The 24,078-nt window shown below is 36.5% G+C and carries 23 protein-coding genes; 8 read left to right on the top strand and 15 right to left on the bottom strand.

The window, feature by feature from the left end; translation table 11 throughout:
* Window positions 1-66: 66 nt before the first annotated feature.
* Both MHI39_RS02725 and nagE read left to right on the top strand, forming a co-directional pair.
* Window positions 67-246 carry a hypothetical protein gene (locus MHI39_RS02725; RefSeq protein WP_058004064.1) on the top strand — a complete coding sequence of 60 codons (180 nt, stop codon included), beginning with the start codon at window positions 67-69 and terminating at the stop codon, window positions 244-246.
* A gap of 153 nt (window positions 247-399) precedes the next feature.
* Window positions 400-2,361: an N-acetylglucosamine-specific PTS transporter subunit IIBC gene (gene nagE / locus MHI39_RS02720; RefSeq protein ID WP_342540648.1), complete on the top strand. Its 1,962-nt coding sequence runs from the start codon at window positions 400-402 to the stop codon at window positions 2,359-2,361.
* Between the two features lie 48 nt (window positions 2,362-2,409).
* Here the strand turns inward: nagE and MHI39_RS02715 are convergent, their stop codons facing one another.
* The 5 genes from MHI39_RS02715 to MHI39_RS02695 all read right to left on the bottom strand — a co-directional run bounded on the left by MHI39_RS02715 (window position 2,410) and on the right by MHI39_RS02695 (window position 4,301).
* The gene (locus MHI39_RS02715) at window positions 2,410-2,553 is read right to left on the bottom strand and encodes a YvrJ family protein (RefSeq protein ID WP_058004062.1); all 144 of its coding nucleotides are present in this window, start codon (window positions 2,551-2,553) and stop codon (window positions 2,410-2,412) included.
* A gap of 76 nt (window positions 2,554-2,629) precedes the next feature.
* Window positions 2,630-2,857 (bottom strand): DUF2922 domain-containing protein, encoded by a 228-nt coding sequence (locus MHI39_RS02710; protein ID WP_342540647.1) that lies wholly within the window; start codon window positions 2,855-2,857, stop codon window positions 2,630-2,632.
* 29 nt (window positions 2,858-2,886) lie between these two features.
* Window positions 2,887-3,105 (bottom strand): DUF1659 domain-containing protein, encoded by a 219-nt coding sequence (locus MHI39_RS02705; protein WP_058004060.1) that lies wholly within the window; start codon window positions 3,103-3,105, stop codon window positions 2,887-2,889.
* 96 nt (window positions 3,106-3,201) lie between these two features.
* Window positions 3,202-3,618 carry a VanZ family protein gene (locus tag MHI39_RS02700; protein ID WP_058004059.1) on the bottom strand — a complete coding sequence of 139 codons (417 nt, stop codon included), beginning with the start codon at window positions 3,616-3,618 and terminating at the stop codon, window positions 3,202-3,204.
* Window positions 3,619-3,635: 17 nt separating this feature from the next.
* Window positions 3,636-4,301: an SOS response-associated peptidase gene (locus MHI39_RS02695; RefSeq protein ID WP_058004058.1), complete on the bottom strand. Its 666-nt coding sequence runs from the start codon at window positions 4,299-4,301 to the stop codon at window positions 3,636-3,638.
* 330 nt (window positions 4,302-4,631) lie between these two features.
* Between MHI39_RS02695 and MHI39_RS02690 the strand changes: the two genes are divergently transcribed.
* Complete coding sequence (locus tag MHI39_RS02690; RefSeq protein WP_251339734.1) at window positions 4,632-4,898, top strand: hypothetical protein; 267 nt, start codon at window positions 4,632-4,634, stop codon at window positions 4,896-4,898.
* 185 nt (window positions 4,899-5,083) lie between these two features.
* On the opposite strand, the gene MHI39_RS02685 is transcribed toward MHI39_RS02690, so the two are convergent.
* From MHI39_RS02685 to MHI39_RS02660, 6 genes are all read right to left on the bottom strand, one after another.
* Complete coding sequence (locus MHI39_RS02685) at window positions 5,084-6,085, bottom strand: dipeptide ABC transporter ATP-binding protein (protein WP_058004057.1); 1,002 nt, start codon at window positions 6,083-6,085, stop codon at window positions 5,084-5,086.
* A 12-nt stretch (window positions 6,086-6,097) separates the two neighbouring features.
* Window positions 6,098-7,099 carry an ABC transporter ATP-binding protein gene (locus tag MHI39_RS02680; protein ID WP_058004056.1) on the bottom strand — a complete coding sequence of 334 codons (1,002 nt, stop codon included), beginning with the start codon at window positions 7,097-7,099 and terminating at the stop codon, window positions 6,098-6,100.
* 35 nt (window positions 7,100-7,134) lie between these two features.
* Window positions 7,135-8,064, bottom strand: coding sequence for an ABC transporter permease (locus tag MHI39_RS02675; protein WP_058004055.1), 930 nt, complete (start codon window positions 8,062-8,064; stop codon window positions 7,135-7,137).
* Window positions 8,064-8,993, bottom strand: coding sequence for an ABC transporter permease (locus MHI39_RS02670; RefSeq protein WP_058004054.1), 930 nt, complete (start codon window positions 8,991-8,993; stop codon window positions 8,064-8,066). Before MHI39_RS02670 ends, MHI39_RS02675 begins: the two co-directional genes overlap by 1 nt.
* 68 nt (window positions 8,994-9,061) lie before the next feature.
* Window positions 9,062-10,744, bottom strand: coding sequence for a peptide ABC transporter substrate-binding protein (locus MHI39_RS02665; RefSeq protein WP_251339736.1), 1,683 nt, complete (start codon window positions 10,742-10,744; stop codon window positions 9,062-9,064).
* A 462-nt stretch (window positions 10,745-11,206) separates the two neighbouring features.
* Window positions 11,207-12,127, bottom strand: a complete 921-nt coding sequence (locus MHI39_RS02660; protein WP_342540646.1) for a DUF1002 domain-containing protein — start codon at window positions 12,125-12,127, stop codon at window positions 11,207-11,209.
* A gap of 179 nt (window positions 12,128-12,306) precedes the next feature.
* Between MHI39_RS02660 and MHI39_RS02655 the strand changes: the two genes are divergently transcribed.
* From MHI39_RS02655 to fdhD, 4 genes are all read left to right on the top strand, one after another.
* Window positions 12,307-12,771, top strand: a complete 465-nt coding sequence (locus tag MHI39_RS02655; protein ID WP_259548761.1) for a hypothetical protein — start codon at window positions 12,307-12,309, stop codon at window positions 12,769-12,771.
* 761 nt (window positions 12,772-13,532) lie between these two features.
* Window positions 13,533-14,798 (top strand): OFA family MFS transporter, encoded by a 1,266-nt coding sequence (locus tag MHI39_RS02650; protein ID WP_251345585.1) that lies wholly within the window; start codon window positions 13,533-13,535, stop codon window positions 14,796-14,798.
* Window positions 14,799-14,832: 34 nt separating this feature from the next.
* Complete coding sequence (locus tag MHI39_RS02645; RefSeq protein WP_259548760.1) at window positions 14,833-17,184, top strand: FdhF/YdeP family oxidoreductase; 2,352 nt, start codon at window positions 14,833-14,835, stop codon at window positions 17,182-17,184.
* Between the two features lie 74 nt (window positions 17,185-17,258).
* Window positions 17,259-18,053, top strand: coding sequence for a formate dehydrogenase accessory sulfurtransferase FdhD (gene fdhD / locus MHI39_RS02640; RefSeq protein ID WP_259548759.1), 795 nt, complete (start codon window positions 17,259-17,261; stop codon window positions 18,051-18,053).
* 146 nt (window positions 18,054-18,199) lie between these two features.
* Here fdhD and gntK read toward each other — a convergent pair whose 3' ends face one another.
* Together gntK and MHI39_RS02630 are read right to left on the bottom strand one after the other, a co-directional pair.
* Window positions 18,200-19,732, bottom strand: coding sequence for a gluconokinase (gene gntK, locus MHI39_RS02635; RefSeq protein WP_342541413.1), 1,533 nt, complete (start codon window positions 19,730-19,732; stop codon window positions 18,200-18,202).
* A 122-nt stretch (window positions 19,733-19,854) separates the two neighbouring features.
* Entirely contained in the window at window positions 19,855-21,198 is a 1,344-nt protein-coding gene (locus MHI39_RS02630; RefSeq protein ID WP_342540645.1) for a GntP family permease, read from the bottom strand.
* A gap of 512 nt (window positions 21,199-21,710) precedes the next feature.
* Between MHI39_RS02630 and MHI39_RS02625 the strand changes: the two genes are divergently transcribed.
* Window positions 21,711-22,571 (top strand): MurR/RpiR family transcriptional regulator, encoded by an 861-nt coding sequence (locus MHI39_RS02625; protein WP_342540644.1) that lies wholly within the window; start codon window positions 21,711-21,713, stop codon window positions 22,569-22,571.
* Window positions 22,572-22,870: 299 nt separating this feature from the next.
* Here the strand turns inward: MHI39_RS02625 and lepB are convergent, their stop codons facing one another.
* Window positions 22,871-23,389 (bottom strand): signal peptidase I, encoded by a 519-nt coding sequence (gene lepB, locus MHI39_RS02620; RefSeq protein WP_058004047.1) that lies wholly within the window; start codon window positions 23,387-23,389, stop codon window positions 22,871-22,873.
* 17 nt (window positions 23,390-23,406) lie between these two features.
* Window positions 23,407-23,988, bottom strand: a complete 582-nt coding sequence (locus MHI39_RS02615; RefSeq protein ID WP_058004046.1) for a hypothetical protein — start codon at window positions 23,986-23,988, stop codon at window positions 23,407-23,409.
* Window positions 23,989-24,078: the final 90 nt, after the last annotated feature.

Here is a 24,078-nt window from a genome sequence, read left to right as displayed (position 1 = left end):
TCTGCTCCAGATTGAACATGTAATTACTTTTAGGAAAACACGTGATATAAGGAGGAATATTTAGTATTGGAAAATATCGATTTTTTAAATTTTAAGGAAGACTGGACATATATAAAACGAATGATTATTAGTGTAGCTGTCCATTTAGAGGAAAAGCATGACTACATTCGGGAACGTGCTGTAGGAGATCTTATAGATATTATTCAGGAAATGGATAAGCGGGAGCCTAGAAAAGATTATTCGTAAATTACCAATAATTTAATTATTTCGATATAGTAAAATGCGTAAAACTGGTATAGACATCTTTATCACTTTATACTATTCTTACATTACGTAGTTTCTTCGATAAATTTCACCATTTATCGAGCTTACGTAATAAAATTTCTTGAGGTGGGCATTATGCTATCATTTTTACAAAAAATCGGTAAATCACTTATGCTGCCCATTGCTGTACTTCCAGCTGCTGGATTACTGTTACGCCTTGGTCAACCAGATTTACTTGATATTAAATTTATTGCAGAAGCAGGGAATGCTTTCTTCGGAAGCATGACATTGGATCCCGCCAATGACCCTGGAGCAGTTTTTAGCAATTTGGCTTTGCTTTTCGCGATAGGAGTAGCCATCGGTTTTGCAAAGGATAATAATGGAGCTGCCGCTCTTGCAGGTGCCATTGGTTATATGGTATTAGTTTTCACTACACACGCGATTGATCCTTCCGTAAATATGGGGGTTCTAGGAGGAATCATTTCGGGGATTGCTGCTGGATTACTTTATAACCGCTTTCATGACATCCAATTGCCTACATGGCTTTCCTTCTTTGGAGGACGTAGATTCATCCCAATTATTACTGCTGTTGTAAGCGTTATAATAGGGATTGTCTTTGGATATGTATGGCCATATGTACAAAATGGCATTGATTCGTTAGCTCATTGGATTACTACTAGTGGGGCATTCGGTTATGGTGCTTTTGGTTTCCTAAACCGACTACTTATTCCACTAGGATTACATCACATCATCAATACGTTAGTTTGGTTTGATTTCGGAACACTTACAGACGCTGCTGGTGCTGTTTATCATGGGGATATTACGAGATTCCTTCATGGTGACAAAACGGCCGGTGTCTTTACAACTGGGTTCTTCCCAATTATGATGTTCGGATTACCAGCTGCATGTATTGCTATGATTATGGCTTCAAAAAAAGAAAGACGGAAAAAGGTAGCAGGACTATTACTTGGTATGGCATTAACTTCATTTGTAACAGGTGTTACGGAACCAATTGAGTTCTCCTTTATGTTTATTTCACCTTTACTTTACGGAATTCATGCTTTACTAACTGCATCTTCTTTTGCTATTACGTATTTATTAGGTATTCATACATCGTTTAGCTTCTCTGCAAGCTTAATTGATTATATTTTGAATTTTGGAATTGCCCAGAAACCGCTTTTACTAATCTTAGTTGGTATCATTTACGCAGTTGTTTATTTCGTTGTCTTCTATTTCTTTATTAAATGGCGTGATTTAAAAACGCCTGGTCGTGAAGATGAAGAAGAGGTAAATGATGAAGTAGAAAATGTTACTGGTGATGATAAATATACAAGAATGGCTACGGGATTTTTAGCTGGACTTGGCGGTAAAGAGAACTTAACTAATATTGATAATTGCGCTACTCGTTTACGTCTTGATGTGAAAAATAGCGGAGATGTTAATGACAGTATGATCAAACGCTATGGTGCAAGAGGCGTCATGAAAACGAGCAAAACGAGTGTACAAATTATTGTTGGTCCAGATGTAGAATTTGCTGCTAATGCTTTAAAGAAGCTTTATGCCATGGATCAGCCACCCGTACCGGCAACATCTCCAATACAAGAGAAGGCTGTCGAAACTGAGGATCAAAAAGCACATGTGAACATTCAACAATTCTCCTCCCCTTTAACTGGGCAGATCATGGAGATTGAAAAGGTTCCTGATCAAGTCTTTTCACAAAAAATGATGGGGGATGGCTTTGGTATTGATCCACAAGATGGTGAAGTATATGCTCCATTTAATGGTATTGTCAAATCAGTATTCCCAACAAAGCATGCAATCGGACTTGAATCCGATGACGGTCTCGAAGTATTAATTCATATGGGGCTCGATACAGTTAATCTTAAAGGTGAAGGATTTACTGTCTATGTAAATGAAGGTGATCAAATATCAATTGGTCAAAAATTAGCTGATATCGATATTGAAGCCATTAAAAATAAAGTACCATCATTAATCACGCCTGTTGTGTTTACTAATTTAAAAGATGGACAGCAGGTAAAAGTGGTAAAATCAGGTTTCATTCATCATGGTGATAAAGAGTTTTTTGAAATTCGTTAATAATGATCTTTGTTGAAAAGGGCTATAGTGAGATAGCCCTTTTCAAATTTACTCTACTTTTTTCAATCGTTCCGGAAGACTTTGAATAGATTGGACAACTGCATCTAGCTTTGATTCAATTCGATAAAGAAGATACAGGGTCACAATGATTGGAAAGCCTACCTCACTGATGAAAGGCATGAGTTGGTCCACTTATTACCACTCCTTTCATTAGTAATAAATAAAGGCCTGTCCATTGTGGACGCAGACCTTTACTTTCAAGCTTAGATTAATCAATCATAATCTCTGTGATATTATTTTCAATCAATCTAGCCCCCTTCAATCCCATATATGCTGAACCATTTGAAGTACGAAAGACATTTGATTCAATAATATCTGCCATCGCAGCCTTTACTTGATCTGTATCAACTGGTTCAATTGGAGCTTCAATTGAAATTCTTGCCGTTTTATTATCATCAGTCGTGAATTGTAATTCTAAAGTTTTCAAAACTATCACCTCCCTATAAGTTGCTAAGTGAACGAATCTTATGCTTTAACATCTGAGCTGTCATTTCTCTCAATACTAAAAAGATTCTTCTGAGATAATGAGCCGATTGCTTGTGCAGCTTGCAGAAGTTCATCTGGTGTGGCTTCAAGACGAACATTGTTGAAGGTCCTTGATTGATAGACTGGCTTGCCATTATCGTCTAAACCATTGTCAAAAACTAATTTTAAGCTTGAACCCTTTAAAAGTACCTGTGCCATGTTGTTCACCTCCTTTCACTCCTTATATATAAGTGAAAGGAAAAAATAGACACCCCCAAAGAAAATAAAATAAAAAAATCAGTGAAGAAAGAATCCTCACTGATTAGTTTTATTTGCTCTTTTTTTGTTCATTATTTGCTTAACAATAAGTATTGCTAGTAGTGCGCCTCCTGAATCTAGTAACACATCTGTGACTGAAGCTGTCCGATTTGGTACAAGTGATTGATGATATTCATCACTCGCTGCAAACAAAGTTGTTAAAAACCAAGCAAAAAAGAGCTTATTTTTTCGAAATGCAAAATATAACAAGATCCCTAATAACCCAAAAATACAAATATGGGTTAGTTTTCGAATAATGAAATTTAACACTTCTGCTGCGCCACCATTCAATCCGGTTACACGCTCGATCCAATCTTGCGTATTAGATCCTGTTGATTCTGGTGAAGCTGTGAAACAATAAATAATCACACATAAAATGATGGCTATAGCCCACCATATCTTTTGCTTTTTCATCCAATCCTACCTTTACATTAAAGTGAGTTTAATATTTCGATTCCTTCGTTTCGGGGGCTATTAACAAATTCAGAAATAGGATATGCATCCATTGCAGTTGAATCATAGGGGATTAATAAAGACTTTAATTGGTCTTCATCCTGAATTTTACGATCAAGCCATTGCCGCTCTGACTCCTTTGTTAAAATAACAGGCATTCGATCATGAATATCAGCCATCAATTCATTGGCCTTCGTCGTAATAATTGTACATGTTTGTATTATTTCCCCTGCTTGAATCCAGCGATCCCAGAGTCCTGCAAAAGCAAATGGTTGTTTATCTTTTAAAAAAATGTGAAATGGCTGCTTCTTATTTCCATCCTTTTTCCATTCATAAAAACCATCAGCTATTACTAAACATCGTCTCCTTGTTAGCAATCGTTTAAAGCTTGGCTTTTCATGGATTGTTTCCGCCCTAGCATTAATCATTTTATACCCAATTTTTGGATCATTCGCCCAAGAAGGAATAAGCCCCCAACGTAAATATCCGCCTCGCCTTCCATCTTCTCCTTCTATAATTGCTAAAACATCTTGACTTGGAGCAATATTAAATCTAGGTAAAATTTCAAACATATCGCCATTAATAAGCTCAAACTGATCTAATAAAATATCGATATTTGAATACAAATTAAAACGACCGCACATACAATCCCTCCTGTGCACCCAACTTATTTTAACTTATTTGCTCTTTTTTTTGAAAGACACTGTTCAGATAGTTTGCAACCTGAATAAAACAAGCCACATTCTTTTACTAAGGCTGTTTTCTTTTAGTTTATTGCTTTTGTATAAACCCAACTACCCGCTTTTACTACCAATAAAGGATTCTAGCAGGTCTTACAGGGATTACAGCCTTAAATTTACTAGCAAAAAAATTCTAGAAAATAAAGGATTTACAAATAACTTATCGAATATTCATTAAATATACATATTTTAGACACAAAATAGACAATTTATTTACGAAGGGTGGATTTTTCTATGACTGTACGAATAAATCTATATTCATTTTTATTAGCATTCATCAGCATACTTCTTTTTACGTTTGTTTATTTTTTTGATTTTCCTACTACAATTACCACCATTCATCCATTATACATTACCTTTATATTATCACTAATCACATTCTATCTCAGCATAATAGGCTTATTCTCAGTTAAGGATTGGAAATCCGGAGTACGCAGTCTTTTGTCCATTATTATCTCTTTAGGTCTTATTGCTTTACAACTATCCATCATTATATTTTAAGGATCATGGTCAATTAAATCTTAAAAACAACAACCATTTTGATTTGCTTTGGTGATTTTGTCCTTCATGGAATGAGCACTTATAAAATCCTCTTATCCTATAGATCGGGCAAATAATACACAACCTAAAAAAGCTGAGAGAATCTAATTTCAAACATTCTCTCAGCTTTTTATTCATTCAATAACCTATTTACTATCATTATAAAGATGACAACTTACAAAATGTCCTGGCTTTGCTTCTTTCCAGTCAGGTTTCTTCTGTGCGCAGATGTCCATTGCATGGCGGCAGCGAGTTCGAAATACACAACCGCTTGGTGGGTTGATTGGACTCGGAACATCTCCTTGTAACACGATCCTTTCCCGTTTCAACTTCGGATTTGGAATCGGTACAGCCGATAATAATGCCTGAGTATATGGGTGAAGTGGCTCCTCATAGAGTTCTTCACTCTCACAAAGCTCCATCATATTTCCTAAATACATAACAAGGATACGATCAGAAATATATTTTACCATTGAAAGGTCATGGGCAATAAATAAGTAGGTAAGACCCATGCTTTTCTGTAAATCTTTTAACAGGTTTACAACTTGGGCTTGGATTGAAACATCCAGAGCTGAAATTGGTTCATCACATACGATAAATTTGGGATTTAACGCAAGTGCACGAGCAATTCCAATCCGCTGACGTTGCCCTCCACTGAATTCATGTGGAAAACGATTGATATGTTCAGGGTTCAAGCCGACTAGTTTTAATAATTCAAGAATACGCTCACGTTTCTTTTTACCGGTTAATTCACCATGAATGGTTAGTGGTTCACCAATAATTTCTTCTACAGTCATTCGTGGATTTAAGGAAGCATATGGATCTTGGAAAATCAGTTGAATATCTTTGCGAATTTTAGCCATTTCACTGCTATTATTATCGTAAATATTTTTTCCATTATAAAGAACTTCCCCTTCAGTTGCCTCATATAAACGAATGATCGTGCGACCCGCTGTTGATTTTCCACAACCACTTTCACCTACAAGCCCAACTGTTTCGCCTGGATAAATGTCTAAATTTAAATCATCCACTGCCTTTAATGGTTGACCACCAATATTGAAATACTTTTTTAAGTTTTTGATTTCGATAAGAGGAGTAAGAGTGCTCGTCTCGTTTGTTTGATTGGCTTCCATTGTTTTCGAATTCATCTTTTCCCCTCCCTATTTCCCGCTTGCCTTTTTCATCGTCGCCATTGGATGATGAAGCCAACAGGCAGCTGTTTGTCCTTTATCAACCTCTTCTAGCTCAGGTGAGTAATCTTTACAAATCCTCATTGCCATTTCACATCTTGCATAAAATGAACAACCCTTCGGTGGATCTAACAGATCTGGTGGTGTCCCAATAATTGGAGCAAGTGGTTCTTTTTTATCCATATCCAATCTAGGAACTGACTTTAATAGTCCTTTTGTATACGGATGCTGTGGCTTTTCAAAGATTTCTTCAACCGTTCCCGTTTCTACCACTTTTCCAGCATACATAACAATTACACGGTCACACATTTCCGCAACGACACCCAAATCATGAGTGATTAATATAATAGAAGTTTCTGTTTTTTGTTGTAGATCCTTCATTAACTCTAAAATTTGTGCTTGAATAGTTACATCCAAAGCTGTTGTCGGTTCATCAGCAATTAATAATTTTGGGCGACAGGCAAGTGCCATAGCAATCATTGCCCGTTGTCTCATACCACCGGAAAATTCATGTGGATACTGGTCTAATCTTTTTTCAGGTTGTGGTATACCAACTAGTTCAAGCATTTTCCTGGCAACTTCTCTTGCTTCTTTTCTAGGTATCTTATTATGCTGCAGGACTGCCTCCATAATTTGATTACCAATTTTACTTGTTGGATTCAAGGAAGTCATCGGATCCTGAAAAATCATACTGATTTCATTTCCACGTATTTTTTGCATTTCCTTTTCACTCTTTGGAATCATATCTGATCCATTGAATATAATCGATCCACTTTTATAATTAGCAGGTGGTGTAGACAATAGCTTCATAATCGATTTTGCCGTTACACTTTTTCCACATCCTGATTCTCCAACAATACCAACTGCTTCCCCATGTTTCACTTCAAAACTAACGCCACGAACCGCTTGGACTTCACCTGCATAGGTCCCAAAGGAAACATGTAAGTCTTTAACTTCTAGTAAATTACCCATGGTGATATCCTCCTTTACCTTCATATTTGACCTTTTTATCTCGGATCAAGTGCATCTCTTAGCCCATCTCCAAAGACATTAAAAGCAAACATGGTTAACGAAATTAAGATTGCTGGAATTAAGAGTTGATAGAAGTTTCCTATCAGAATGCTTTGAAGTGCATCACTTGCCAACGTTCCCCAGCTTGCTTGTGGTGCTGGAATACCTAACCCTAAGAAACTAAGTGTTGCCTCACCGAAAATCGCTGTCGGAACTGTTAATGTAATATTGACGAGAATGGGTCCCATTGTATTGGGGATCATATGCTTTCTTAATATCCAAGACGTTTTACCTCCTGCTAATTGAGAGGCATGAACATATTCAAATTCTTTCAATTGTAGTACTTGTCCACGAACAAGCCTAGCCATTTGTATCCAGCCGGTAATGGTCATAGCGACAATTATGGAAAACATCCCACGTCCTTCTTCTGGGAATACAACCATGATTAAAATAACCATTAACAGATATGGAATCGCATACAATACTTCAGCAATTCTCATCATAATATTATCTGTTCTCCCGCCTCTTAATGCTGAGATTCCTCCATAGATAACACCTATAATAAAGTCAATCACAGCTGCTGCGAGACCAATAAACAATGATATTCTTGCTCCTGACCATGCACGAGTAAATAAATCTCGTCCCAACGTATCTGTCCCGAACCAATGCTCAGCGCTTGGTTTTAAATTTTTTTGATCTAGATGCATTTCATCATATTTATATCCATTTAAATGTGGACCGATAATTGCCATAATTATTAACAGAGCAATAATAATCATGCCAACTAAAGCTAATTTATTTGCTTTTAATCTTCTCCATACGCCTGACCAATAAGAAGTAGTCGGTCGGGAAATTTTTTCGGCCTCTTTAAAATTATCTTCTGCTGGTAAAAACATCTCTTCAGTAAATTTTAAGTCATTTGCCATTATTTACTCTCCCCCGAAACTTTAATTCTTGGATCGATCCATGTGTAAGCAATGTCAACAATGAATATCAGCAAGATAAGAATCGCACTATAAAATACTGTAGAGCCCAGTATCACAGGATAATCCCGATTGAAAATACCTTTTACGAACATTTCACCCATACCTGGGATCCCAAAGATATTCTCAACAATAAAGCTACCTGTAACAACATTGGCAATTAATATTCCTAACACAGTAGTAACAGGCAGAATCGCATTTCGGATGGCATGTTTAATAATTACCATGCTTTTTCCTACGCCTTTTGCCTTTGCGGTTAATATATAATCTTGCCCGAGCACCTCCAGCATACTTGAGCGCATCAGTCTCGCAACATAAGCCATTGGCATTAAAGCTAAAGAAATTGAAGGTAGAATGGTATGTGCCCATGATTTCCATTGAGCGACAGGGAAAAATTTCCATTCAACAGCGAAGTAGTTGATTAAAATTGTTGCTAGAATAAAGTTTGGGATAGAGATTCCTAAAATCGCTAAAATCATAGAAAGATAATCAGGCCAACGGTTTTTAAATAAAGCAGCAATAACTCCGAAAATGATCCCAAAAGGAATGGCGATGACCATTGCCTGCAATCCTAAATGTAATGAAATTGGAAATCCTGTTCGAATATAATCGTTAACAGTAATGGATTGTGACTTTAATGAAGGTCCAAAATCAAATTGTAATAGCCCTTTTAAATATAAGAAGTATTGAACAACTAAAGGCTTGTCCAAATTATAATAGGCTTGAAGATTATCAAAAACGGCTTTTGGCATTACCCCTTCCTTCGCAAATGGATTTCCAGGAATACTATGCATAATGAAAAAGGTAATGGTAATAACTGCCCAGATTGTAATGAGTGCCATTACTAATCTTTTTATAGAATATTTTAGCATGCATATTCACCCTCTCTTAAGAAAAAGCAGGGGTATGTCTTGTTGACATACCAACTGCTTTCATAGTTTTACTTCTCAATATCTGCATAGATGTATTGAGGGTATCTGTTAATAGGTGTAAAGAAACCTTTAACATTTTCTTTTAAGACATAAGGTTTTGTATAGAAATAGATTGGAACAATTGGCATTTCATCCATTAGGATTTTTTCTGCATCATGCATTGCTTTCATACGAGTTTCTGTATCCATAGATGTTTTAGCAGTTTTGATCAGTTGATCATATTCTTTATTGCTCCAGTCAGCATCATTATATGCACCATCAGTTACCCAAAGATCCATAAATGTCATAGGGTCTACATAGTCTCCAACCCAACCTGCACGTGACATTTGATATTCTCCAGCTTTTTCACGATCAAGTTTAACTTGGAATTCAACATTCTCTAGTTGTACTTCAATACCTAAGTTTTCCTTTAACATTGCTTGAACGGCTTCAGCAATCTTCTTATGTCCTTCGTTTGTATTATAAAGGATGGAGAATTTAGGCATTTTATCCATACCTTCTTCTTTAAGTCCTTCTTCTAAAAGCGCTTTTGCACCCTTTAGATCCTCTTTAAATAAATCTCCGCCATTTTCTTGGTAATCACCATTATCTCCTTCTGGAATTCCTGGTGGTACAACAGAATAAGCAGGTTGTTGTCCGCCTTGAGCAACATTTTCAACAATAGATTTACGATCGATAGCCATAGAAATTGCTTTTCTTACTTTTACGTTGTTTAATGGTTTAACTTTTGTATTTAAGTTGTAGTAGTAAGTAGATAGATCTGGTCCATTATGATATTCTTTCTTCCCATCAAGAGTAGGTAAAACATCTTGTGGTAATGGATAAACCATGTCTAACTCGCCGTTTTGATACATTTGATATGCTGTTGATTCATTATCGATAACAGCAAAGTCTACTTCATCAAGCTTGATCTTATCTTTATCATAATAATTTTCATTCTTCTCTAACTTTAAGCTTTCCTTATGCTTCCACTCAGTTAACTTGAATGGTCCGTTAGATACAAATGTATCTGCTTCTGTATACCATTTTGGTGTTGCTTCTTGTACCTTTTTATTTACAGGATAGTACGTATAGAAAGATGTTAAATCAATGAAATACGGTGTTGCTTCCTTCAATTTTACTTCTAGTGTTTTATCATCAAGTGCTTTTACTCCTACTTTGTCCTCTAACGCTTTTAACTCATCTGCTGATAATTTCTTGATGTCAGCACTGTTGTATTCCTCTCCACCTTCAAGATAGTAAAGTTGGTAGGCATAATCAGCTGCTGTATTAGGATTTAAAGCATACTTCCATGCATATTCGAAGTCACCCGCTGTTACTGGGTCTCCATTTGACCATTTAATATCATCTTTAAGATGGAATGTGTAGGTCTTACCATCTTCACTTATTTCCCAACCTTCTTTTGCCATTCCGTCTACAATTTTTCCTTCAGGTGTTTTCTTTGTTAATCCTTCAAATGTTCCCTCTAAAATCCATGAGTCATGAGTTCCTTGTGCTTTACCAGGATGAAGCGCACCAGGTTCTTCTGTATTATTCAAATGAAGTACTTTTGGTCCTGCGTTTTCTTCCTTTTTCTTGCCGCTATCACCATCACCTGATTTCGATGCTTCTTCCCCACCGAAACAACCTGCTAGTAAAAGCATAGCTGCTAGGAAAACCGCAAAAAATGAGAAATATGACTTTTTCTTCAAGCTCTTTCCCCCCTATTTTTTTAGGTATTTCTAAAGTTATGAGTCTACATGCCCAATATAAAACTATTAGAATTCTTACGTCTGTATTCCGATGGTCGAAAAATTTTTCTCAAAAAACTTTACGGAAGACGAAATACATCATCAATAGCCATTTATTGTAAGCGCTTCAAACATGCAAACTACATAAAAGGATAAAAAATTTTGATTATTTTTTATCCTATGATATTTCAAAATATACCTCAATTTTAAATTATCTGTCAATAATTTATTCAAATTTTGTTGAAAATTGCATAAAGGTGGAATATTTAATTAATTGTGTTTATCTTACGTTCCCTTTCTAGTAAACTAGTCATATTCAAATAAATATTAAAGAAGTACAATAGACCTATAAAATAAAAAAACAGGCTCACCTGCATAGAAATTATGCAGAATGACCTGTCTCTTTCAAAAACTCTCTATTATTTATCCAAATAAATTACTAAAGAAATCAGCTATTGCTTGAAATATCTTTTTGAAAAAGTCTGCAACTCCTTGCCAAAATCCTTTATCACTAGCTACATCCTTTAATTTTTCCTTAATATTGTTGGCAATATCCCCTAGCTGATTTTTCATATTATCAAAATTGATGTTAAGATCTCTCATTCTATCAAATAATTTTACGAGAAGCTCACGATCCTTTGGACTTAGCTCAATTTTTAATGATTTTAGCTTTTCATCAATTATTTTTTCAATATCTTCTTTCGTCGCAGGGTTTTGATCTGCTATTGCCTGTTTAATTTCCGTTAAAAGTTGGGTAACCTTTTCTTGATCCATTCCTTCTTTTTTTGCTAAATTTGTAGCCAAGTCTAGCTCATCATTAGCGACTTCCATACGATCCTTGTTAAGATCTCCTCCACCTTTATCATAGGCTTTATAAATTCCTACAAGAGCAGAATGGCCGCTTACCTTGACAGGAGAAGCAACCTCAACATTTGCATCCTCTACTCCTGCAGTTAATAACGCATTCGCATACATTTCTTCCGTTACCTCTGTAATATTATCAGGTGTAACGATGGAAATAGCTAGCCCCTCACCCTTTTCTTTTCTAGTAATTTTTGCTGAAGAATACAAGTTTGAGTGGGGATCCCCGTTAATATATTTAACAAGATCATCAACCGTCACTGTAACCTCATTTACCTGACTACTATCATTTACGCCTAATAGCTCTTTTACCTTTTGTTTTTGGTCTGCTGATAATTTTTCACCGTATACAACAATAGGTGCACCAAACTTTTCATTTATGCTATCACTATTATCATTTGTAGATGCTTTAACTACATTATTCAATCCAATCCCAAACAGAAAAATAGCAACTAGGATTATTTTACTTATTCGTTTAATCATCATTTTCTACTCCTTTTATTTTCAGAGTGATCCTCCTATAAGGATTGTTATCTATAACCTTATAAGACACACTATTATATAAGACGGATTTCTATTCTTTTTTGTTTCATTTTTTTACTAATGGACAAATCATCATATTTTTTATTTTCCCGCATAACCTATCAATAGGTGATAAATATATGAGAAGAAAACAGAAGCCTATTTTAAAGATGATTGTCTTCATTAGTATCTTAATATTGTTTTGTCTATTATTATATGTCATCTTTTCTCAATCAGCAAAGGACCGTGCGACTAGTTTAGTAGATGACTTTTATCAATATGAAAAATCGGGAAACTTCGGTGGTTCATGGATTCTCTTCCATCCATTGATGAAGAAAAAATTCAGTCAAGATGATTACATCCAAAAGAGAGCCCACGTTTTCATGCAGGACTTTGGTGTAAAAACATTTAGCTATACAGTAGGAAAAGCAAAGCATCTGAAAAGCTGGAGATTTTCCAAAGAGAGTCCTAAACTAAAAAATGTTTATCAAGTTCCTATTACGCAAACATTTAAAAGCACTTTCGGAAAATTCACCATCCATCAAAATGTATACGTAGCAGAAAATAAAGATAAATGGACCATTCTCTGGTCCTATGAAAAGTAGAGCCATTAGTATCCTCTCACTAGTGGCTTAATTTATGCTCTTTTCTCATATATTGTTGCTATATATGAAAAGTTTTTACTAATAAGACCACTTCACCTTTCATTTATCTGGGAAAAGAACTACACACTACAAAAAAACCGCTTCACCCCTTTTTACGGGTAAAAGCCGGCAGTTGGGCTTTTACAAAAGCTACAATCATTACGAAGAAAATGTATTTATGCTCTTTTCTCAAGGTTTGTTACTATTTAAGTAAAGTTTCAACTATTACATTTCGGCTATAGACCGCTTACCTTTCATTTTCTTTGAGAAAAGAGCTACAAACTCCATAAAAACCGCTTCACCCTTTTTTCGGTGTAAAAGCCGGCAGTTGGGCTTTTACAAAAACAACAATCATTACAAAGAAAATTTTATTTATGCTCTTTTCCCATATATTGTTGCTATATATGAAAAGTTTTTTACTAATACATTGATAAAGACACTTCATCTTCAGTTCTCTGGGAAAAGAGCGGCAAACTCAAATAAAAACCGCTACACTTTTTTCTCTAAAAAATACTAATAAAAAAGAGTTGTTTGTAAGCGCTATCTTGTTACAATAGATTTATATAAAATTTAAATCATCCGAAGATTCTATTCTTCTTTACTAGCCAATTGAACATTGAAAAATGAATGAAGTCATTGTTCAACATTCCTTCATAGATACATGTACTAATAACATACAAATAGAACATGGCCATTCTATATAAAAACAAGGGAGGAATTTTGTGAAGAAGACAAAAAACAGATGGTTGATTGCCTTGTCTGGAGTTGGGATTCATATTTGCATCGGCTCTGTGTATGCCTGGAGCAATTTCACCAATCCATTAATTCAAGAATTTGGATGGTCTGCCAGTCAGGTACAAATGACCTTTAGTGTTGCCATCCTCTTCTTAGGTCTCTCTGCTGCATTTTTAGGTCATTTTGTAGAAAAACATGGGCCACGAAAAGCGGGATTACTTGCATCCATCTTCTTTGGAATTGGTGTTTTCGGTTCTGGTTTTGCTGTTCATGCCGGATCCTTGCCATTACTTTATCTTTTTTATGGAGTATTAGGGGGAATTGGTTTAGGTGTTGGCTACATCACTCCTGTATCCACCTTAGTAAAGTGGTTCCCTGACCGCCGTGGCCTTGCAACAGGCCTTGCTATTATGGGATTTGGATTTGCCGCTGCGATTAGTAGTCCGATCATGGATGCACTTATTAAAGGATTGGGAACCGCTAATGCGTTCTTCATCCTAGGTATTGGCTATTTTATCATTATGACATTATCTTCACTTTATCTTGAAAAGCCTGCTGAGGATTGGAAGCCTAAAGGATTTTCGGAGCAAAATAGGCAAAGAAAAGCTCGGGTGACTACCGATCTATCTCAATTAACTGCAAATGAATCGATAAAAACGGCACGTTTTTATTACTTATGGTTCATGCTATTTATTAACACAACTTGTGGAATTGCCATTCTTTCGGCAGCTAAGCCGCTAGCTCAGGAAAGTATCGGGCTAACAACAACGGAAGCAGCTGCACTTGTTGGAATCCTTGGTTTATTCAATGGCTTTGGTCGCTTAGGCTGGGCATCCATCTCAGATTACTTTGGACGTGCGAATACGTACACAACCTTCTTTGTTTTACAAATTATTTTATTCGCTGTTCTCCCACATACGACTATTTCCATTCTGTTTCAAATCATGCTAGCGATTATTTACACATGCTACGGTGGTGGGTTTGCTACCATTCCTGCCTTCATAGGTGACTTATTTGGAACCAAACAATTAGGTGCCATTCACGGATATATTTTAACTGCTTGGGCAGCAGCTGGATTAGCCGGACCATTATTTGCTGCCTGGATTAAGGATATTACTGGAACCTACGCAAATAGCTTAACTTTTTTCTCAGGATTATTCATTATCGCTTTTATTATCTCCTTAATTATTCGTATTGATATTAAAAAGCTAAGAGAGAAAAAGATACAACAGTCAACGACAAAAACCGCATGAACTTGCACACAAATAAGAAGGAAAGGTGGATAAAATGGGAAAAACAAAACATCAAGGTCCAATTAAACTACCAAAAACACCTGATCCGAAGCTTTGGGTCAGTCCTATTCCTTTTGGTCTTGGAAAAATAAAACCAAAGCATATTCGGGATACGATGAAGGTCGTCTGGGAAAATCGTGACAATCTTCCCTACGCAACAAGGATACTAACACAGGGAGTATGCGATGGATGCGCATTAGGAGTAGCTGGTCTAAGAGATCAAACTTTGACAGGTCCCCATGTTTGCACAACACGTTTAAATGTTCTTCGTTTAAACACGATGCCTGCAATGAAAGAATCTATTATTCATAGTGATATAGACGAACTACAAAAGTTTAGCAGTGCAGACCTTAGAAAACTAGGTAGGATCCCCTATCCCCTTTCAAGAAAAAAAGGAGAAAAAAGGTTCACTCGAATTTCTTGGGATGATGCATTAAACCGAATATCCAAAAAAATAAAAACCATTGATCCAAAACAACTTGCCTTTTTCTTAACATCTAGAGGGATAACAAATGAGGTATATTACACTGCAGGCAAAATGGCTCGATTTCTAGGCACGAATAATATAGACAATGCATCGAGGATTTGCCATTCACCAAGTAAAACTGCCTTGAAACGCTCACTTGGTATTGGTGCATCGAGTTGTAATTATCAAGATTGGATTGGGACCGATGTTCTTATCTTTTGGGGATCTGTTGCAGCAAATAACCAGCCAGTTTCGACAAAGTATATGTATGCAGCCAAAAGAAAAGGAACGAAAATTATATGTATTAATCCATACCGTGAACCAGCTATGGATGGCTACTGGGTACCTTCTATTCCTGATTCTGCCTTATTCGGGACAAAGCTAGCTGATGATTTTTACCAAGTGAATATCGGTGGAGACATCGCCTTTATGAATGGGGTGATGAAGCATTGGTTCGAGATGGAAGAAAAAGAAGTAGGATCTGCTATCGATCACCGTTTTGTTAACGAGCACACAATTGGTTTAGAAGAACTCAAAGCGCATATAGCAAAGCAAGACTGGGAGCTATTGGAACATTCTTCTGGGCTCTCGAAACAAAGAATGCTTGAATTTGCCCAGTTACTCGCAAACGCCAAAAGTGCTGTATTTGTCTGGTCTATGGGCTTAACACAGCATCGATTTGGGACGGATAATATTTCACAAGTCGCCAATTTAGCGATGCTCCGTGGTTTCATTGGTCGTGAACATTGTGGTGTTATGCCAATCCGTGGTCATTCAGGGGTTCAAGGTTCTGGTGAAATGGGAGCCGATCCTTTTGTCTTACCTGGTGGAGATTTTGATGCAAAGAATATTGAACGCCTTGAAAAGATATGGGGTTTTGAAATTCCTAAATGGCAAGGTGATATTGTTGGCATTTCGATTGAAAATGCCATGCTTCCTGAAGACCACGAGCGACGATTGAAGGTATTCTACACCTCAGGTGGAAATTTCTTAGAGACGATGCCCGATCCGACGTTTGTCAGGGAATGCTTATCCAATGTAGAACTTCGCGTTCATCAAGATATTATTTTCAATACATCCACGTTAGTTGAAGCAAAAGAAGAGGTTATTGTTTTACCTGCAATGACACGTTATGAACAACCAGGTGGTGGTACATCTACATCTACTGAGCGGATGGTCTACTTCTCCCCAGAAATTAAAGGGCCACGAATAGAGGAAGCCCGTTCAGAATGGGAAATCTATGTTGATTTAGCTTCTCGGATTAAACCAGAAGCAACGAAATATTTAAATTTCACATCTGCCGAGCAAATACGTAAAGAAATTGCAGTAGCCAACCCAAATTATGATGGAATTCAATATTTAAAGGAAAAAGGCGATGTTTTCCAATGGGGTGGTGCCTGGTTATGCGAAGATGGAGTTTGTCCTACTGAGGATGGACGTGGACATTTGTTAAGCATTGAACTCCCTGAGTTACGAAAGCCACAAGGACATTTTTATGTGACTACACGTCGAGGGAAGCAATTTAATTCAATGATTTACAATGAAACTGATTCCTTTAACGCGGCAGACCGTTATGATGTGCTCATCAATGCAGAGGACGCAGCTGATTTAAATGTATCCGAAGGTGAAGCAATTGTTCTATTCAATCAATATGGATATTTCCACGGTCGTGCCAAATTTGCTGATACGAAACGAGGAAATCTTCTACTCTTCTGGCCTGAAGGCAATGTTCTTATTCCAAAGGGCGTGTATGAAGAATATGCAGGGATACCTGAGTATAATACAGCTGTTATTGTGGAAAAAGCAGAAACCTATCATGCCCATAAAGATACAAAATACATTGAAAAGCGAATTGAAGATTTGGAAATGGAAATTAGTTAACGCCCTTCCTTGCCTGGCATACTTTCAGTTAAAGGGATACACATTTATACAATTTAAGGGAAAGAGGGGGTGCCATGAAAAATATCATTACACACACAAAGACACTTAAATATAGTGATGGAACATTAACAAATATACAGGATGATATCGCCATTGAATTTCCTTTAACGATTATCATTGATGGAGAGGAATTTGCGACGATGGTTTGCTCCCCCACCCATCTAGAAGAGCTCGTTATAGGGTTTCTCGCGGCAGAAGGTCTAATACGGCTCTCTTCTGATATTGAGCATCTTTCTATCGATGAAAGTCATGGATTTGCCTATATAAATTTAAAAAACAAGCAATCCATTAATAAGGATTTCTATTCGAAACGTTTTATTGGATCTTGCTGTGGAAAAAGCAGACAATTTTACTTTCATAATGATGCAAGAACAGCAAAGACGATTCAAAGGACTACCACCTTAACCATCGATCAATGCTTTCATCTAATGAAACTAATGCAAGAACAATCAACTGATTTCAAACAAACAGGCGGTGTCCATAATGCGGCTCTATGTACTTCAGATGAATTAATCATTAGTCGTACCGATATTGGTAGACATAATGCACTTGATAAAATTTATGGATATTGTCTGCAAAAGAAGATTCCCCGAGCAGATAAAGTCCTCGCCTTTAGTGGTCGTCTTTCTTCTGAAGTATTATTAAAGGTAGCAAAAATTGGAATAGGAATTATTCTTTCCAAATCTGCTCCTACAACATTAGGAATTGACCTTGCAAATGATTTAGGCATTACGATGGTAGGATTTATTAGACAAAATCAATTAAACGTTTACTCCCACCCTGAGCGGATTATCTTAAATCATGAGTAGTTATAGACATTAATTTTTCATAAAGGCTCTTATCTCAAACATTACAGCGGGATCGGCTTAACTTTAGAAACTGTATTAAATTTTATACTATCTCATCTTTCGAAAAAAAGCCGTCTGAAGCATTTTCAGACGGCTTTTTCATGGATTTATTCATTCTTCCCTAATTTACGTTGATACTCAGCAATTCTGTGATAATCCTCTTCCATTTTCCTACTGATTGAAAGGAAAATGGACATTAATTCTTCATACGTTTTAGTATTCTGAGCATTGGGTTCGATATCGTTAGTGGAGCCAATCATTTCTTCTACCACTTCTAATTGCTCTATTTCACCTAATGCATATAATCCTAAAACAACTGCACCTAAGCATGAGCTTTCGAAGCTCTCAGGTATGGTCACAGGCTGTCCAAAAACATCCGCCATAATTTGACACCACAGCTTTGAACGAACGAAGCCTCCACTCGCATGAATCTTTTTCGGTTCCCCGATTAATTCCTGTAAGGCAAGCATAACACTATAAAGATTATAAATTACACCTTCAAGCACCGCACGTACAAGATGAGCACGGGTGTGATATAGCGCAAGTCCAAAAAACGATCCTCGTGCATCGGCATTCCAAATTGGCGCACGCTCGCCCGCCATATACGGGTGGAAGATTAGTCCATCTGCTCCAGGAGCTATCTTTTCAGCCATTTCTGTAAGTAGCTCATATGCATCGGCACCGGCCTTCTCTGCTTGTTGAATTTCAGTCTGGCCAAATTGATCTCGGGCCCATTGGAAGGTAACTCCACCATTATTTACTGGACCACCAATCACCCAATGATCCTTGGTCAAGGCATAACAAAATGTTCGTCCCTTCGGATCAGTTAATGGCTTATTGCTAACAGTCCGTATTGCCCCACTTGTACCGATCGTAACAGCTAAAACACCGGGTTTAATGGCGTTTAATCCTAAATTGGAAAGAACTCCATCACTTGCTCCTACTACAAAAGGGGTCGCCTCGGAGATATTCATTTCATTAGCAAACTGATGGTGTATTTCATGCAAAACATGTGTTGTTGGCACAAGGATTGGGAGCTTCTCCTCCGTAATTCCTGCAATTTCTAATGCTTCTTTATCCCATTGCAGTGTATTTACATTAAACATTCCTGTAGCTGAAGCTAATGAGTAATCCATTACATATTGATGAAACAATTTATAAAAAATATATTCTTTTATGCCGATAAATTTATATGTCTTCTGAAAAACATCCACATGTTCATTTTTCAACCATATTAATTTCGTAATCGGTGACATCGGATGGATTGGTGTTCCTGTTCGACGATATAAATCTAATCCTCGATTAGATGCCTTTAATTCTTCCGCATATTTCACACTTCGATTATCTGCCCAAGTAATACTTTTCGTTAGTGGAGTGCCTTGGTCATCAACTGCAATGACACTATGCATAGCTGAGCTAAAAGAGATAAAACTTAGCTCATCCTGTCGTATCCCACTTTTATTCATTACTTCTCTAATAACTGTAATCACCGCTTGAAAGATTTCTTCCGGGTCCTGTTCAGCAATAGATGGAGTCGGATTATAAAGAGGATATCCCTTTGAAAAAGTTGTAATAACCTCGCCACTTTTTGTAAAAATGACTGCCTTTGTGCTTGTTGTTCCTATATCCACACCCATCATATATAACTGTTTCATGTTTTATTTCACCTCAAGTTTTGGTATAACTAAAAAATCGGCAAGGGGCTGCTACATAAGTGTCTAACACTTTGCTTATAGCAGCCCCAAATGATCATTTACTAATATTATACTATTACACTTAATAATAGCACGATAATGAGTGAAACGATGGAAAGAAGTGTTTCCATAACCGTCCATGATTTTAATGTTTGAGCGACACTCATATTGAAAAATTCTTTCACCATCCAGAAGCCCGCATCATTCACATGTGACAAAATCAATGATCCTGAACCAATAGCTAAAACAATTAGTTCTGTATTAACACCATTCACACTGGCTAAAACTGGTGCAACAATTCCAACTGCTGTTGTCATCGCAACAGAAGCTGAACCTGTTGCTACACGAATTAACGCTGCTACTAACCAAGCAAACAAGATTGGAGAAATATGCGTATTTACAGCAAGGTTAGCTATAGCATCTCCAACCCCACTCGTAATTAAAACATTCTTGAAGGCTCCTCCTCCACCAATGACTAAAATAATGGTAGCGGTAGGTGCTAAACATTCACCCATAAAGCTTGAAAGCTGCTGTTTATTAAAGCCCCTAGCATATCCAAGAGTGAAAAAGGAAACGATGACTGAAATCAAAAGCGCAACAATTGGTTTTCCTAGGAACCCACTCCATTCTGATAATGTCTTACTCTCTTCTAAAACATCACTTAAAGATCCAATTAACATTAAAATTACAGGTAATAAAATGGTGAATAGTGTAATTCCAAAGCTTGGTAACTCCTTTGAATCCTTCTTTGAAAATTGTTCTGACAATGCTTTTGGCATTTCTAGACCCGATATCCTTTTTGCGATAAACGAACCAAAAACTGGCCCAGCAATTATAACGGATGGAATTGCTACAATTAATGCATAAAGTATAGTTTTTGCGACATTTGCATTCAAGCCTTCAACCGCGATCATCGGTGCTGGATGTGGGGGCAAAAGACCATGAACAGTTGATAAACCTGCTACCATCGGAATTCCTATTTTTAATAGTGACATCCCTGATTTTCTTGCTACTGTATAAACTAATGGGATTAATAGTACGAGTCCTACTTCAAAGAAAACGGGAATCCCAACGATAAAGGCAACAATCATCATTGCCCAATGAACCCTACGCTCGCCAAACTTATTCAGCAGTGTATTTGCTATTTGGTCAGCTCCTCCTGACTCAGCCAGCATCTTTCCGAGGATTGTCCCTAAACCAATAATAACTGCTATAGAGCCAAGCGTATTTCCCACTCCATCTTGGATGGCATCTGCCACATCAGGAAGTTTCATTCCTGCTAGCATTCCTAAAATGACAGAAGTTAATAATAGAACAACAAATGGATGCCATTTTACTTTTGCAATCAAAAAGATCAAAAGGATAATAGCGATCAAGGTGTAAATTAATAGACTTATATCATGACCTGACATTTATTCCAAACCTCCTAGTAGAACCTCTTTGACAAGGCTTACATTCCTAACCGTAATCGGTTCCATTTTGTTATAAAACCATTCCCTACTACGTTGTTTATATTAAAGACGTAATAGCAACGGAAAAATATTAAACGTTTACATTTATATTTGAAGAAATATTTTTTCATCACATTACTATTTTACGATAAAAATTTTTTATTTCAACATTTTTGATTAAGAATATTTTTCCTATATGAAAATTTTTCTTGAGCCCATTTACTGAGAAAAATATATAAAACTGAGGCGAATGAGTAATCATTCGTAAAACAGATAAGAAAAAAACTTTAAAGTCTGTTATTTCTTGTAAACGAGGGGTGAAATAATTTTCTACGATATTTTTCTAATAATATTTATCTAATATTCTTAACAAGAAACCTTTACCATCAACTTTTTTCGAAACCGTTTACAAAAACAGTGAGAATTGTATTACAATATAATAGATATAAGTAATAGAAAGAGGTTTTTTACAGATGGGAGCAAATTTTAATAACTTCCCCTGCTTACCTAGAATCCGAACAATGTATTCTCAATTTAGTGAAAAGGAAAAAACGATTGCCGATTATATATTAGAACACCCTGAAAAAATCATTCATTCTACGATTAACCAAGTGTCCGATGATTTATTTGTTGCTGACGCAACGGTCTTCCGTTTTTGTAAACGAATCGGTTTCAATGGTTTTCAATCAATGAAAATCGCACTAGCTTCAGAAATTGTCAACCCTATACAAGATATTCATGAAACCATCCAGGAGGATGATACGGAAAAAGAAATAGCAGAAAAGGTGTTCAAATCAAATATTCGGACACTAGATGATACATTAAATATTTTTAATGAAAATCGTTTTGAGGATGCTATCGAAATGATTATGAACGCAAGAAGAGTTGAATTTTACGGGAATGGGGGTTCAGGAGTTATTGCAATGGATGCTCATCATAAATTTTTAAGAACTGGCATACAATCAGTCGCTTATACTGATTCCCATTTTCAAATAATGTCAGCATCACAATTAACGGATCAAGATGTGATTGTGTTGATTTCTCACTCAGGGTCTAATAAAGATATGATGGATGTTCTACAAATTGCCAAAAAAAATGGAGCAAAATCAATTGGAATTACCAATCTAGCGAAATCCCCCTTAAGCCAAAAGGTAGATATACCATTATTTACTGCTTCCCAAGAGACAGATTACCGATCTGAAGCACTCTCCTCACGTATTGCGCAATTAAGTATCATTGATGCTCTTTATGTAAATGTCATGGCCAAACTTAATAATGCTGGCCATGAGTCACTTCATAAGATGCGTGAAGCTGTTTCTTTAAAAAAGTTATAATCCAAAAGGGGCATCTATTAATGCTAAACCATTAATAGATGCCCCCTTTATATGATAAGTTCTTTACGTGTTGTAAATCCATAGCTATTATAATAAATTCTTAGAAAGGATATTCTACTATGATTCGGCTCCTCTCAAACAATATCACTTTTAAATATTTTCACTAGTATATAGGTTGGAAATTTCCCACATCGATTCCCCGAGAAAAGAGCATCTAGCTTCACAAGTATCACCGAATCTTTATTAGCTATAAAAGCAGGCAGTAGGGCTTTTATAAACTATTCGAAAACAACCTATGATTAAAATAATTTTTCGCCAACTATTTGCTCCTTTGATATCGTACCAATGCTCGGATCACGGCTATCAAGGCTTTCACCCGGGGTTCGATTGTCACCCATAATAAAATAACTGTCAGTGCCGACGACCACTTCATCGATATCCATCGACTGACCGATTATGTATGGCTCATCCAATACTTGCTGATTAATATAAACAATACCATCTTTAATTCGAACATGATCATTTGGGATACCAATCACTCTTTTGACAATGTCAAACCCCTCTGGGTCTTTTACTACAATTATATCTCCTCTTTCTGGAGTAAAGAAAAGCTTACTTACAACAACTATATCCCGATCCTGAATCGTAGGATTCATTGAATCCCCACTGACAATTTTTATACCGATCGTATAATGTATAGCTCCATATAATATTACGATGATAAGTATAAATCGTATCCAGCTAATCCACTCTCTTTTCACAGTTCGAGGAACATCCTTTATATCAATTTCAGAATGAAGTATTTTTTCATTACTCATTAAACAGGCCTCCAGCTCTATTTTTGCTCTACATCCTCGCTTTCATTTGCACCATTATCTTCCTGATTGGTTTCTCCCTCGGATTTGTCTTTTCCATCGTTTTCCGCTTCATTATTTTCATCGGGCTCTTTTGGAGACATCTCCTCTTTTTTCGGTATTGTTTTCTCCATCTCATTGATTGCTTCATTCATAATGAATAGTAGTTTTTCACTCATTTGCTGTTTTTCTGCTTCATTATCAATATGCAAGTTAGCAATGAGGTGGTTAGTATACTCTTTCAGCTCATTGATACGATTCATTCTTTCTTGTTCCGTAAATGAGATAAGATCATCCTCGGATCGCTTTAATTCTAGTTGCAATTCTTCTTTTAACCGCATCTTCTGCCTATCTTTTTCTGTCATAATAGCCTGCTCAATCGTGAGAATTGATTCGCTCCCTTTATTGTCAAACCATCTGGATAATAAACCATGAATGTCTTGATCAGCATAAACAAAACCAATACTACTACCTATTGTTATACTTAAAAAAAGAATTCCAACTAGAAGCCTATATTTATTATGCTTCCTTTGTTTTAGGCTACTTCCCTTTTTACTATCCATTTACTTCCCTCCACTTCAATCAAATCAGAGCTCCAAAATGGAACTCTGATCACATGTCCCCCCACTATTATTTTCCTTATATTAGAATAT

The sequence above is a fragment of the Heyndrickxia sp. FSL K6-6286 genome (assembly GCF_038630395.1).
GTDB classification, from domain to species: Bacteria; Bacillota; Bacilli; order Bacillales; family Bacillaceae_C; genus Heyndrickxia; species Heyndrickxia oleronia.
Note: the sequence above shows the minus strand (reverse complement) of the source record. Positions and strands in the feature narration are given on the sequence as shown.

Excerpts from the sequence above, each read along its gene's own strand:
- nagE (WP_342540648.1), top strand. The coding sequence starts at position 400 with ATGCTATCATTTTTACAAAAAATCGGTAAATCACTTATGCTGCCCATT.
- MHI39_RS02705 (WP_058004060.1), bottom strand. The coding sequence starts at position 3,105 with ATGGCACAGGTACTTTTAAAGGGTTCAAGCTTAAAATTAGTTTTTGAC.
- MHI39_RS02700 (WP_058004059.1), bottom strand. The coding sequence starts at position 3,618 with ATGAAAAAGCAAAAGATATGGTGGGCTATAGCCATCATTTTATGTGTG.
- MHI39_RS02695 (WP_058004058.1), bottom strand. The coding sequence starts at position 4,301 with ATGTGCGGTCGTTTTAATTTGTATTCAAATATCGATATTTTATTAGAT.
- MHI39_RS02690 (WP_251339734.1), top strand. The coding sequence starts at position 4,632 with ATGACTGTACGAATAAATCTATATTCATTTTTATTAGCATTCATCAGC.
- MHI39_RS02685 (WP_058004057.1), bottom strand. The coding sequence starts at position 6,085 with ATGAATTCGAAAACAATGGAAGCCAATCAAACAAACGAGACGAGCACT.
- MHI39_RS02680 (WP_058004056.1), bottom strand. The coding sequence starts at position 7,099 with ATGGGTAATTTACTAGAAGTTAAAGACTTACATGTTTCCTTTGGGACC.
- MHI39_RS02675 (WP_058004055.1), bottom strand. The coding sequence starts at position 8,064 with ATGGCAAATGACTTAAAATTTACTGAAGAGATGTTTTTACCAGCAGAA.
- MHI39_RS02670 (WP_058004054.1), bottom strand. The coding sequence starts at position 8,993 with ATGCTAAAATATTCTATAAAAAGATTAGTAATGGCACTCATTACAATC.
- MHI39_RS02660 (WP_342540646.1), bottom strand. The coding sequence starts at position 12,127 with ATGATTAAACGAATAAGTAAAATAATCCTAGTTGCTATTTTTCTGTTT.
- MHI39_RS02655 (WP_259548761.1), top strand. The coding sequence starts at position 12,307 with ATGAGAAGAAAACAGAAGCCTATTTTAAAGATGATTGTCTTCATTAGT.
- MHI39_RS02645 (WP_259548760.1), top strand. The coding sequence starts at position 14,833 with ATGGGAAAAACAAAACATCAAGGTCCAATTAAACTACCAAAAACACCT.
- fdhD (WP_259548759.1), top strand. The coding sequence starts at position 17,259 with ATGAAAAATATCATTACACACACAAAGACACTTAAATATAGTGATGGA.
- gntK (WP_342541413.1), bottom strand. The coding sequence starts at position 19,732 with ATGATGGGTGTGGATATAGGAACAACAAGCACAAAGGCAGTCATTTTT.
- MHI39_RS02630 (WP_342540645.1), bottom strand. The coding sequence starts at position 21,198 with ATGTCAGGTCATGATATAAGTCTATTAATTTACACCTTGATCGCTATT.
- MHI39_RS02625 (WP_342540644.1), top strand. The coding sequence starts at position 21,711 with ATGGGAGCAAATTTTAATAACTTCCCCTGCTTACCTAGAATCCGAACA.
- lepB (WP_058004047.1), bottom strand. The coding sequence starts at position 23,389 with ATGAGTAATGAAAAAATACTTCATTCTGAAATTGATATAAAGGATGTT.
- MHI39_RS02615 (WP_058004046.1), bottom strand. The coding sequence starts at position 23,988 with ATGGATAGTAAAAAGGGAAGTAGCCTAAAACAAAGGAAGCATAATAAA.